This is a genomic window from Myxococcus sp. AM011 (assembly GCF_013372595.1).
Lineage (GTDB): Bacteria > Myxococcota > Myxococcia > Myxococcales > Myxococcaceae > Myxococcus > Myxococcus eversor.
Window position 1 is genome coordinate 1 of the sequence record NZ_JABXEM010000334.1, and the last position, 11,057, is coordinate 11,057.

The window sequence follows — 11,057 nt, forward strand, 5'->3', positions numbered from 1 at the left end:
CCCCGCAGCCCCGCCTGGCCGACTTCTTCCAGGGGCTGGGCCTGCTCGGCCGGGCCTTCGGCCTCATCTTCCGCTCCCGGCGCCTTTTCGTCCTGTCCGCCGCGTGCGCCGCCGTCACCGCGGTGGCCCTGGTGGGTCTGGCGTGGCTTTTGTGGCACTACGCCCCGGGGGCCCTGGGCTCTTTCTGGACCCAGCCGGAGTCCTGGTACGGCCGGGGGGCCTGGTACACGGTGCTCGTCCTGTCGGGCCTGGTGCTCTGGGTGGTGGGGGCCAACGTCGTGCCTCCGCTCCTGCTCGCCCCCCTCCAGGACCCCCTGTCCGAGGCCACCGAGGCCCTCTGTGGAGGAGGCGACGGTCCGCCCTTCACCCTGGCCAGCTTCGTGCGGGGCATCGCCACCGGGCTCGCGCACACGCTGGCGCGGCTGTTCTTCCTGCTCGCCGGGCTGACGCTCCTGCTGCCGCTCCACCTCATCCCCGGGGTGGGGAGTGTCTTGTGGACGGTGCTCGGCGGCCTGTGGACCATGACCTGGATGGCGGGCGAGTACCTGGCCGCCCCCATGACACGTCACCTCTACCCTTTCGCCGAGGTGAGGCGCATGCTGAGGCAGCGCCGGGCCCTGGGCCTGGGCCTGGGAGCGGGCGTCTACCTGCTCCTCTGGGTCCCCGTGGTGAATACCTTCTTCCTGCCCGTGGCCATCGTCGCCGGGACGCTCCTGTACCGAGGGCTGCGCGAGGCGAACGTCCTGCCGCCTCCGCCCACGAGCAGCCAGGGGGCGTTGCCCTGAAATAAACGCCTCCACCGACTGTCGGTCTCTCCAAGACGGGAACGCAGTGCCCGCCAGGGACGTTCTGCCTCTTCAGCGGAGAGTCGATGCCTTGAAGCACCAGAAAGCCGTGATTAGGCTTGCCCGGCCGCTTCAATGCCCAGCTACCGTTTCAAACGTTCGGATTTTCTAGGCATTTCACGCCACACCCCGGGGCGCGGCGACGCGCTCCAGCTTGGATGAATCACATGCCGCGTTTTCTCCGCCGCATCGCCGCTGTTGCCGTGCTCCTCGGCGCCTGGGCCCTCGTGGGCAACCACCGGGCGCCGATTCCATTGATGATGGGAGCGGCCGAGGCCGGGCAGGGACAAGGCACCTGGGATGGCAGCCTGCCCTCCGCCAAGGGCGAGAAGGCACCTCACGACCTCAACAGCCTTCGCGTGCTGACCAAGGTCATCCTCTACGTGAAGGAAAACTACGTCGACCCCAAACGCATCAAGCCGAAGGAGATGATGATCTCCTCGCTCGAGTACGTGGAGAAGAGCGTTCCGGACGTGCTGGTGGACGGCAACCCGGAGACGGGCAAGCTGTCGGTCAACGTCAACGGCAAGACGCGCGAGTTCGACATCGGCCACGTCGACTCGCTGTGGAAGATGTCCTTCGCCCTCAAGGACGTGTTCGACTTCCTGTCGAAGAACATGCGTCCCATCGAGGACACGCGCGACATCGAGTACGCGGCCGTCAACGGCATGTTGTCCACCCTGGACCCGCACTCGGTGCTGCTGCGCCCGGAGCTGTACCGGGAGATGAAGCTGTCCACCAAGGGTGAGTTCGGTGGCCTGGGCTTCGTCATCCAGATGCGCGAGGGCAACCTCACCGTCGTCAAGGTGCTGCCCAAGACGCCCGCGCACCGCTCCGGCATCCAGAAGGATGACCGCATCAAGAAGATTGGCGAGGAGTCCACCGTCAACATGGACCTCAACGAGGCCGTGTCCAAGCTGCGCGGCCCGGTGGACAGCCGCATCACGATCACGGTGGAGCGCGACGGCTGGGACAAGCCGCGCGTGATGACGCTGGCCCGCGCGATGATCTCCATCGAGAGCGTCCAGCACAAGATGCTCTCCGGCAACGTGGGCTACATCCGCCTGAAGAACTTCCAGGGCAACACCACCCGCGATCTGGAGTCGGCGCTGGGCGACCTGCGCAAGCAGGCGGACGCCAAGGGCGGCTTCAAGGGCCTGGTGCTGGATTTGCGCGGCAACCCGGGCGGCCTCCTGGAGCAGGCCATCCAGGTGTCCGACACGTTCCTGTCCACGGGCACCATCGTCGCGACGGTGGGCCTGTCGGACAAGCTGCGCGAGGAGAAGCGCGCGCGTCCCACCGAGGGCGAGGACACGTATCCCATCGCGGTGCTCGTCAACGCGGGCAGCGCCTCCGCGTCGGAAATCGTGGCGGGCGCGCTGAAGAACCTCAACCGCGCGGTCATCATCGGCCGGCAGACGTTCGGCAAGGGCAGCGTGCAGGTGCTGTACGACTTCCCGGATGACAGCGCGCTGAAGCTGACCATCGCCAAGTACCTGACGCCGGGCGACAAATCCATCCAGGAGGTGGGCATCGTCCCGGACATCCAGCTCGTCCCCACCCGCGTCACCGACGAGCGCGTGGACGTGTTCGCGTCGCGCCGCTCCATGGGCGAGGCGGACCTGGATCAGCACTTCGGCAACCCGGACTCGGCCACCGTCGCGAAGAAGCGCGAGGACGTGTTGGACCGCGAGAAGCCGCGCGAGAGCCTCAAGTACCTGAAGGTGGACCCCAAGCAGCAGGAGAAGCTGGCCACCGCCGCGAAGGAGGAGCCGAAGAAGGATCCGAAGGCCGTCGTCGCGGACAAGGCCGCCGACAAGAAGCCGCATGGGGAGAACGACCCGCTGCTCGACGTGGCGGGCCAGGGCGAGGACCTGGACGACCAGCTGGACGCGGAGTCCCAGGAGGAGATCAAGGAGGACTTCGAGGTGCAGTTCGCGCGGGACTACGTGCTGAAGGCCCCGGCGGCCACCCGTGAGCAGCAGCTCCAGCAGGGCAAGGGCTTCATCGAGCAGAAGCGCCGCGAGGAGGAGACCCGCATCAACGCCGCCATCGCCGCGCTGGGTGTGGACTGGAGCGCCGGTCCCACGCCGAAGAACGTGCAGCTGACGGGCACGCTGACGCCGACGCCGGACACGAAGATTCACGCCGGCGACCTGCTGGAGATGGTGGTGACGGCGGAGAACAAGGGCACCGAGCCGCTCAAGCGCGTGCGCGCCTGGACGGAGAGCGACAACGCCTTCCTGGACCGCCGCGAGTTCCTCTTCGGCGCGCTGAACCCGGGCGAGAAGAAGTCCTGGAAGGTGAAGGTGCGCCTGCCCAAGGACCTCACCAGCCGCCGCGACGACGTGACGGTGCGCTTCTTCGATGACCAGGGCGCGCTGCCGGAGACGCGCGTGTCGGAGCTGAACTTCGCGGAGCTGCCGCGGCCGTCCTTCGCCTTCAACTGGCAGGTGGTGGATGACTGCGCCAGCTGCAACGGCGACGGCACGGTTCAGCGCGGCGAGACGGTGGCGGTGCTGCTCGACGTGACGAACGTGGGCCCCGGCGTCGCGATGGACTCGTTCACGCAGATCAAGAATGGCGGGGACGCGAACATCTTCATCGAGAAGGGTCGCTTCAAGCTGGGCGAGCTGAAGGCCGGCGAGACGAAGACGGCGCGGTTCCAGGTGGAGGTGAAGAAGGGCTACAAGGGCGACACCTTCCCGCTGAAGCTGGCCATCATCGACGAGCCGCTGGAGGAGTTCGTCATGGAGAAGATGGAGCTGCCCGTGAAGGACGCGGCCGTGGCCACGCTGGAGGCGAAGAAGGGCGCGGTGCGCGTCACGGAGAAGACCGAGGTCTTCGGCTCGCCCGTGGAGGGTGCCCGCACGGTGGCGAAGCTGAACGCCACCGCGGTGCTGCCGGTGGAGGCCGCGAACAAGGGCTTCTACCGCGTGGAGCTGGAGAAGGGCCGCTTCGGCTTCGTGCGTGCCCAGGATGCCAAGGAGGTGAAGGCGGGCAAGCCCACCGCGCCGAAGCTGGCCTGGACGACGACGCGCCGTCCGCCGGACATCAAGCTGGACGCGGACCCGTCCGCGGGCGGCCTGGTCGCCAACGGGGAGAAGTTCACCCTGTCCGGCGTCGTGACGGACCCCAACGGCCTCTTGGACGTGTACGTTCTGGTCAACGACCAGAAGGTCTACTTCAAGGGCGTGGACCCGAAGGGTGGCGAGCCGAACACCCTGAAGTTCTCCACCGAGTTCAACCTCAAGGAAGGCAACAACAACGTGCTGGTGGTGGCTCGCGAGAGCACCGACTTCGCCAGCCGCCGCACCCTGGTCATCCGCCGCCGTCCGGCGGAGGTGGCCCAGAAGGTCACCGGCCAGAGCCCCGGTGGGGTGAAGCCGCAGCCGCAGTAGGCGTCTGACGACACGCGGCGCCGCCTTCCGGGCGGCCCCTCCGGTGGGTCCTCTTCAAGAGACTCGTCGGAAGGGCCGCCCGTTTTGTTGACGCTCCTCGCGGGCTGGCGTTAGCGTCCGCCGCTGTGGGGCGCCCCCGGCCGGCGGGTTCCCGGGAGGCGGTGACTCGAATGCGGACGTTCAGTCGGTGGCTCGCCCTGGCGGCGTGTGTCTCGGGAGCGACCGCATACGCGGACGACAACGACCTGCGCATCTCGGACTTTGGTGATCCGAATGCGGCGGATGGCTCCAACGCCGCCGCCAACGCGAACTTCCGCGCCTTCGCCCGCGTCATGGGCGCCGCGATCACCTCGGCGAACCTGATGCCGCCGGAGACGACGGGGCACTCGGCCTGGGCCATCAACGCGGAGCTGTCCGTGGTGTCGCTGCCGGACAGCGTGCGCATCCCCACGGAGAACGTGGACCAGCCCTCCACGGTGCTCATCCCCTCCTTCCACGTGCGCAAGGGCCTGCCCTTCTCGCTGGAGCTGGGCGGGCGCGTGGGCTGGGTGGAGAAGAGCAGCCAGGTGGTGGCCACCGGCGAGGTGAAGTGGGCCGTCAACGAGGGCTTCACGTGGCTCCCGGACGTGAGCGTGCGCGGGCACGCGACGAAGCTGTTCGGCGCCCGGGACCTGAGCCTGACGGTGATGGGCCTGGACATCGGCGTGGGCAAGCAGTTCCCGCTGGGCGGCATGGTGACGCTGACGCCCTACGGTGGCCTGGACCTGGGCTTCGTCGGAGCCACCACCAGCCGCCTCGATTTCGACCCGACGCGCGACTACGAGGACTCGCTCGGCAACGACTCGCGCGAGGCGCTGGACGGCACGGCCAACTACGCGAAGGTGTCCTTCGGCGACAACGTGAATCAGCGCATCTACGGCGGCGTGCGCTTCATCGGCGGCGTGCTCCAGTTGGGCGCGGAGCTGTCGCTCACCCGCACCGGCAGCGTCGAGACGCCTCGCGCGGACAATCCGAACGCGCTCGAGGACCGGGGCCTGCCCGCGGTGTTCGCCTTCAGCACCACGCTGGGCCTGGACTTCTAGGCGCGGGCGGTCAGGCCGCGGCGCGCAGGGCCTCTCGCAGCGCGCCGGGCCGGTTGGTGATGAGGTAGCTGACGCCCATCTGCTCCAGCGCGCGGGCCTTCGTGGCGTCGTCCACCGTCCAGGTGGCCACCCGCAGCCCCGCGGCGCGCCAGGTGGCGACCCGCTCCGGAGTGCAGTCCTCGTAGTAGGGGTGCACCGAGTGGGACGAGACGAGCGGGCTCACCGCGTACGCGTGCACGCCCCAGCGCCGGTCCGGGTCGATGAGGTAGCCCCGCCGCAGCTCGGGCGCGACGGCGAGCAGGCGGAAGAGGCACAGCGGGTTGAAGCTGGAGATGACCACGCGCTCGGCCAGCCCCAGGCGACGCACCAGCTCCGCCACCTTCCGGGAGAGGCCGTCGTCGTCGAACCGGTCGCACTTCAGCTCGATGTTGACGACGAACTGCGACGGCAGCGCCTCCAGCACCTCCTCCAGCAAGGGGATGCGCGCCGGAGCGAAGCCCAGCGCCGTCCCCACGTCCGCGCGGCGCAGCTTCCACCAGGGCGTGTGGCGCACCTCCCAGGGAAGGCGCGCCAGGCGCTCCAGCCGCTCGTCGTGGCAGACGACTACCTCGCCCGAGCCGCACACCATGGCATCCAGCTCCACGCCGTCGGCCCCCTGCCGGGTGGCCTCCGTGAAGGCTTCCAGGGTGTTCTCGGGGGCGTCGGCGGAGGCGCCTCGGTGGGCAAGCAGGAGCATGGGCTCAGTGTGCGCTGGATGAGCCTTCCCGCGCAGCAGAAGTGCGGACGGGCGTCAGCGGGTGGACGCGCGGCTTGCCTCCCCTACCCCTTTGCTGCACTCTGAGTTCATCATGTTGGGCCTTCACCTCGGCGAAATCATCCTCCTCGGCTTCATCCTGCTGGTGGTCTTCTCGGCCGCCCGGATGGGCCAGCTCGGCAACGCGGTGGGCAAGTTCGTCTACTCGTTCCGCAAGGCCTCCAAGGGCGAGGACCTGGTCGACGCGAAGTCGCTGCCGTCCTCGCGCCGGGGCTCCACGGACGCCGAGTTCAGCGAGCCGGATTCAACGCGTCGCCGCTAGTCCGCCCGCCTCCTCTTTTCGCCGCCATTCAGTCGTGCAGGTGACGGGTTCCGCTCGCGGGCTCGGACGCTTCCTCCGGCGCGGGCTGAAGCGAGGCCGCCCCTTCCGCCAGCAGTCGCGCGGCCTGCTCCCTCAGGGACAGGTGCAGCCCGGCGCTCGCGTGGAGCTCGCGCAAGTCACTGGTGTTGAGCAGCGGAACGATTTTCGCGCCGATTTCGGGGGGCAGGTACGGGTTGAAGACGAGCGCGCGGCGCACCGTGTGGCGCACGGACCAGCGGGGAGAGCGCCAGATTTCCAGCAGCGGCTCCGGGCGGGCCGGACGGCGGGCGGCGATGCGCACCACCAGGTCCTCGGTGAGGCGCGGGTTGATGAGGACGTTGCGCAGCACGGACGGGTTGCTGACGGTGGCCAGGCGGGACAGCGTGTCCGGGTCTCTCGTGAGCCGGGCCTGCTGCTTGAGGTGCCCCAGTGACTGGGAGAAGGCGTTGGCGTCCGCGCGCGCGGCGGCGTCCGGGTTCATCTCCCGCTTCGCGGGGCCTTGCGCGAACAGGTCCGCCACCGTGTCGAGCGCCTGCACATGCGCGAGCCTGCGCAGCTCGGTGACGTGGGGGATGTGCTCCGCCTCCTGCGCCAGCGCGGCCAGGAAGTCGGACAGCACACAGGTGGCGGGCTCCCAGCCCTGACGCGAGAGGGAGATGAGGTGCCCCACCAGCTCGTTCGCGTCGAACGGGTCGCCGCGAGACAGCTCCCTCGCGGCGGCCTTGCGGCGCACCTCGGCGCCTCCACCCAGGGCGTGGAGGAACCTGGCGACGTTGCGTGCGTCGTCCAACGAGGGCATGGCGCTTACTCCGTGGGCGCGGCCTGGGCGGGTGCCTGGGAAGGCACGGCCTCCGTGGGGGCGGGGACGGCCTCGGCGGCGGGCGCTGGGACGGCCTCCACCGAGACTTCGAGCCGGAAGCTCCCGAGGGCCGCCGGATACTCATGGAACACGAGGAGGAAGGGCGCGCGGGCCCCGGGCGCGACGGAGGCTGCTCCCGCGTCCAGGCGCTTGCGCAGGGCTTGAGCCGCCTCCGCGTTGCCCACGGCGTGAAGCTCCTCGGGAGTGGCCACCAGGCCCGCGAGCCCCTCGACGGAGCGCACGCGCTGGTCACCGTCGAAGAGCGCGCCGCGCACGCGGACATGGGTCGCCGCGCCGGTCCGGTTCTCCACGTCGCCCCGGATGAAGAAGAGCGGGCGTCCAGACTGCGTCTCGTACAGGCCGTTGGAGACGTCGAGCGCCACCAGCGGCTTGGGCTCGGGGACGAAGAGGGCGCGCAGGCTTTCGGGCGACAGCACCGACAGGTCCAGTCGCCCTTCGCTCAGATAGACGCTGCCCACCGCGCCCAGTCCCACCACGAGCGCGGCGGCCACCACGAGGTTGACGAGCAGCGCCGTCACCTTGCGCGCGCGGCTCGGCGGGCGGCCCTGGGGAATTCCGACGTCCTCCGGCCGGGCCGTGGGCTTGGCCACGGAGACCACGGGCGCGGTGGACATCTGCGGATCCAACTCGAGGACCTCGCGCTGCCCCACCCCTGCCCCGCCGATGCGGCCGAGGGTGACGCCACCGAAGTCCAGGCCCTCGTCCGGAGGAGGAACGTCGTCCAGGAGCGAGCCCGTCGAGTGCGCCTGGGAGTCATCGAGCCCGAGCGAATCATGGGACGAGGAGCCGAACAGCTCGGCGCGCCCGGTATCGGAGGGCTGAACGCCCGCGTGCTCACCGAAGTCGCCATCCGAGGCGTGGCCAAACAAGTCCTGGGCATCGGGAGGTGAAGCGGGGCCCAGGCCAGCGGACGGCTGTGGCGGACGACCGGGCTTCGTCGCGTCGTCGAGGTCGAGTGACGCGAATGGATCCGCGCCACTCGGCGCCGCCTGAAGCGGAGGACGACCGGGCACCGTCGCATCGCCGAGGTCGAGTGACGCGAACGGGTCCGCGCCACTGGGGGCCGCCTGCGGCGGAGGACGGCCGGGCCTCGTCGCGTCGTCGAGGTCGAGAGATGCGAACGGGTCCGCATCGCTCGGAGCGGCCTGAAGCGGAGGACGGCCGGGGACCGTCGCGTCTTCGGGCGCGGAGTACGGCGCCGCGCCGCCAGCCGGACGCGCCGACGGGGCGGCACCCTGGTGAGGAGGACGCCCAGGCAAGGTCCCGCCCTCGGGCCCCAGGAAGGCAGCTCCCGACTGGGCGGCACGCGCGGGCGATGCGGTGAGCGGAGCTCCCGCCGAACCTCCACGGGGCGCGGATGAAGCACCCGCACTCGCCGAGGCTCCGGAAGGCGCGGCCGCACCCACTGGAGCGGCACGCGGCGCGGATGCGGCCCCAGGTGCTCCCGGCCGAGGCGCGGAGCCGAGTGGCGCTCGCGCGTCGGAAGCAGGCACACCCGCGGCGGCCGCGCGCTGCGCGGGGGCTTGCGCCACAGCGGCACGAGCACCCGGCGGAGCCCCGGTCGCGGCGGGCGGAGCACTCGGAAGGGCCCCACGCGCGGGGGGCGCCGACGAAGAGAACGGAGGCTGTCCCGTCATCGTCGCGTCGTCGATGTCGATGGACGCGAACGGATCCTCCTCCGCACTGGGTGGAGCCGGCGGAGCCTGGACCGGCGGGCTCCCTGTCACCGTCGCGTCGTCGATGTCGATGGACGCGAACGGATCCTCCTCCACGCTGGGAGGAGCAGGAGGCGGAGCCACCCGCGCGGCGGGAGCCACGGGTCGACGGTCGGCGATGCTCGGCCCCGTCACGGGCGCGGGCAGTGAGTCGAATGGATCCTCCGCCCCTCCCGGCATCGGAGCGGACATGAAGTCCGCGAACGGGTCGTCCTCGCCAGGCCCCAGTGAGCCTGGTGCTGCCCCTCCACCCTGGCGCAGCGCGGCGGGCGGAGGCGGCGGCATGGGCCGACGCGTCATCGCTCCCGGTGACGCACCGCGAGGCGAAGCGACTCCCGGGCCCGAACCACCTGGCAGGGGCACCGCGCCCGAGAACATCGCCGCGCCTTCGTCGACGGGAGGCGGCACCGCGCCACCGTACAGCCCGGTCGATGTGTCCACTGGTGGACGAACGGCCTCGGGCGGTGCGGGCAAGGGAACAGCGCCCCCATTGCGCGCCGTGCCGGCGCCGGGCGACTCCGGGGCCTGGAGCGGCGGCCGAGGCATCGGACCGATGCGGGTGGGCTCGCGGAAGACTCCGTCGTCGAGCTCCCCATCCATGCTGTTCCAGGAGGGATTTCCAGACGACGCGGGCTCCGTGCGCGTGGCGGCGACGCCCTGGGCGAAGAAGCCGGGCCGTGTGACTTCCACGCCTTTCGGGTCTGGAGCGGCTCCGAACTCAGCGAACGGGTCGGCCTGCCCGGCCGAGGAGGGAGGCGAGGACGCACCGGCATCCTCCCCGCCATGTTCGCGGGTGACGCGGAACGTGTTCTGACATTTGGTGCAGCGGACCTTGACCCCCTTTTCGGTCACCTTCTCGTCGGGGATCTTGAACCGTGTCTGGCACCGCGCGCACTTGACGATCATTCAGGCCTGGGGGCGGGGACGAGTATAGGGCCACCGGGCGGGTACCGCGAGTCGGGTTCTCGCTGCTTGCTCGCCTCCAACCCCTCTGGTACGAGGTTCGCCCCTGCGAGACTCAGACATGGAAGCTGGCTTTGAGTCGAGCCCAAAAGGGGCGGAGAGACCGATGAGCGAGGCCGAGCAAGCAGGCGCTCCGAGCAAGGAGCCGAAGATCATCAAGCGGTACACGAACCGAAAACTCTACGACACCGTGGAGAGCCGGTACGTGACGCTGGATGAGATCGCCGCGATGATCAAGGAGGGCACCGAGGTGCGGATTGTAGACAACCGCACGAAAGAAGATCTGACTTCGGTCACCCTCGCGCAGATCATCTTCGAAGAGGAGAAGAAGAAGAACCAGATGCCGCTGTCGGTGCTGCGGGAGATCATCCGCCACCCCGGCGAATCCATCTCCGGCTTCATCCAGAAAGAGGTCACTCCCCGCGTCGCCTCCATCCGAGAGGAAGCGGAATCCCGACTCGACAAGCTCCTGCGTCGCGAGGAAGCCGCCAAGGCGGGCCTCCCCGAGACGGCCGTCGAGGAGACCCCGCAGGCCGCCGCCGATGCCGCGGGAGGCCTGTCTCCCGCCGACCTGCTGAAGGCCAGCCAGCGCGCCTTCGAGGACTGGCAGCGGAAGATCGACGAGCGCGTCAAGCACGTCGTCGAGAACCTGACCGGCAACCTCCCCGCCCTGGGCCGCGACATGCAGTCGCTCACCCAGCGGTTGGAAGAGCTGGAGAAGAAGCTCGAGCAGTTCGAGCAGCAGAAGAAGCAGGAGCCCTAGCCGGCTCGCGGTGCCCGCTTCCGCTTCCGGGGAGCGGGCCCGCCGTGGATTTCGGCCGCGATGGCCGCCAGCATCCGCGCCCCCCGGCTCCTGGGCGCGTACTCGAAGATGGTCTTCCCGTGGCTCTGCGCCTCGTCCACCTTGACGTCGTAGCCCAGGGGCGTGGTGGCCAGTGAGTCCGGGAAGTACGCCCGGAGCCGGTCCAGAATCGCCGTGGCCAGCGCCGTCTTCCGGTACAGCGTGGGCACCACCTTGGTGACGCCCAGCCCGGGACGTCCCTCCGCCTCCCCCAC

Annotated in this window: 8 protein-coding genes and 1 pseudogene; 5 read left to right on the plus strand and 4 right to left on the minus strand. The window is 69.8% G+C overall.

What is annotated here, in order from left to right; translation table 11 throughout:
- The 3 genes from HUW62_RS42000 to HUW62_RS42010 form a co-directional block, all read left to right on the plus strand.
- The coding region (locus HUW62_RS42000; protein ID WP_255203948.1) for an EI24 domain-containing protein at positions 1-785 on the plus strand (785 nt) is incomplete at its 5' end.
- 218 nt (positions 786-1,003) lie between these two features.
- Positions 1,004-4,246, plus strand: coding sequence for an MXAN_5808 family serine peptidase (locus HUW62_RS42005; RefSeq protein WP_163865408.1), 3,243 nt, complete (start codon positions 1,004-1,006; stop codon positions 4,244-4,246).
- Positions 4,247-4,416: 170 nt separating this feature from the next.
- Positions 4,417-5,328, plus strand: a complete 912-nt coding sequence (locus HUW62_RS42010; protein WP_163865409.1) for a hypothetical protein — start codon at positions 4,417-4,419, stop codon at positions 5,326-5,328.
- Positions 5,329-5,338: 10 nt separating this feature from the next.
- Here HUW62_RS42010 and HUW62_RS42015 read toward each other — a convergent pair whose 3' ends face one another.
- Positions 5,339-6,064: a glycerophosphodiester phosphodiesterase family protein gene (locus tag HUW62_RS42015; RefSeq protein WP_176437627.1), complete on the minus strand. Its 726-nt coding sequence runs from the start codon at positions 6,062-6,064 to the stop codon at positions 5,339-5,341.
- A gap of 112 nt (positions 6,065-6,176) precedes the next feature.
- On the opposite strand from HUW62_RS42015, the gene HUW62_RS42020 reads away from it, so the two are divergent.
- On the plus strand, positions 6,177-6,404 hold the full coding sequence (locus HUW62_RS42020) for a twin-arginine translocase TatA/TatE family subunit (protein ID WP_163865411.1): 228 nt from the start codon (positions 6,177-6,179) through the stop codon (positions 6,402-6,404).
- A gap of 28 nt (positions 6,405-6,432) precedes the next feature.
- Here the strand turns inward: HUW62_RS42020 and HUW62_RS42025 are convergent, their stop codons facing one another.
- Both HUW62_RS42025 and HUW62_RS42030 read right to left on the minus strand, forming a co-directional pair.
- Complete coding sequence (locus tag HUW62_RS42025; RefSeq protein ID WP_163865412.1) at positions 6,433-7,242, minus strand: hypothetical protein; 810 nt, start codon at positions 7,240-7,242, stop codon at positions 6,433-6,435.
- A 5-nt stretch (positions 7,243-7,247) separates the two neighbouring features.
- Positions 7,248-9,944 carry a zinc-ribbon domain-containing protein gene (locus HUW62_RS42030; protein ID WP_176437628.1) on the minus strand — a complete coding sequence of 899 codons (2,697 nt, stop codon included), beginning with the start codon at positions 9,942-9,944 and terminating at the stop codon, positions 7,248-7,250.
- A 163-nt stretch (positions 9,945-10,107) separates the two neighbouring features.
- On the opposite strand from HUW62_RS42030, the gene HUW62_RS42035 reads away from it, so the two are divergent.
- Positions 10,108-10,764, plus strand: coding sequence for a polyhydroxyalkanoate synthesis regulator DNA-binding domain-containing protein (locus HUW62_RS42035; protein ID WP_163865414.1), 657 nt, complete (start codon positions 10,108-10,110; stop codon positions 10,762-10,764).
- On the opposite strand, the pseudogene HUW62_RS42040 reads toward HUW62_RS42035, so the two are convergent.
- Positions 10,761-11,057, minus strand: a pseudogene (locus HUW62_RS42040) (ParA family protein); the annotation flags it as partial. The gene HUW62_RS42035 and the pseudogene HUW62_RS42040 sit on opposite strands and share 4 nt — an antisense overlap.

Coding starts and splice junctions, on each gene's coding strand:
- HUW62_RS42020 (WP_163865411.1), top strand. CDS start 6,177: ATGTTGGGCCTTCACCTCGGCGAAATCATCCTCCTCGGCTTCATCCTG.
- HUW62_RS42025 (WP_163865412.1), bottom strand. CDS start 7,242: ATGCCCTCGTTGGACGACGCACGCAACGTCGCCAGGTTCCTCCACGCC.
- HUW62_RS42010 (WP_163865409.1), top strand. CDS start 4,417: ATGCGGACGTTCAGTCGGTGGCTCGCCCTGGCGGCGTGTGTCTCGGGA.
- HUW62_RS42035 (WP_163865414.1), top strand. CDS start 10,108: ATGAGCGAGGCCGAGCAAGCAGGCGCTCCGAGCAAGGAGCCGAAGATC.
- HUW62_RS42015 (WP_176437627.1), bottom strand. CDS start 6,064: ATGCTCCTGCTTGCCCACCGAGGCGCCTCCGCCGACGCCCCCGAGAAC.
- HUW62_RS42030 (WP_176437628.1), bottom strand. CDS start 9,944: ATGATCGTCAAGTGCGCGCGGTGCCAGACACGGTTCAAGATCCCCGAC.
- HUW62_RS42005 (WP_163865408.1), top strand. CDS start 1,004: ATGAATCACATGCCGCGTTTTCTCCGCCGCATCGCCGCTGTTGCCGTG.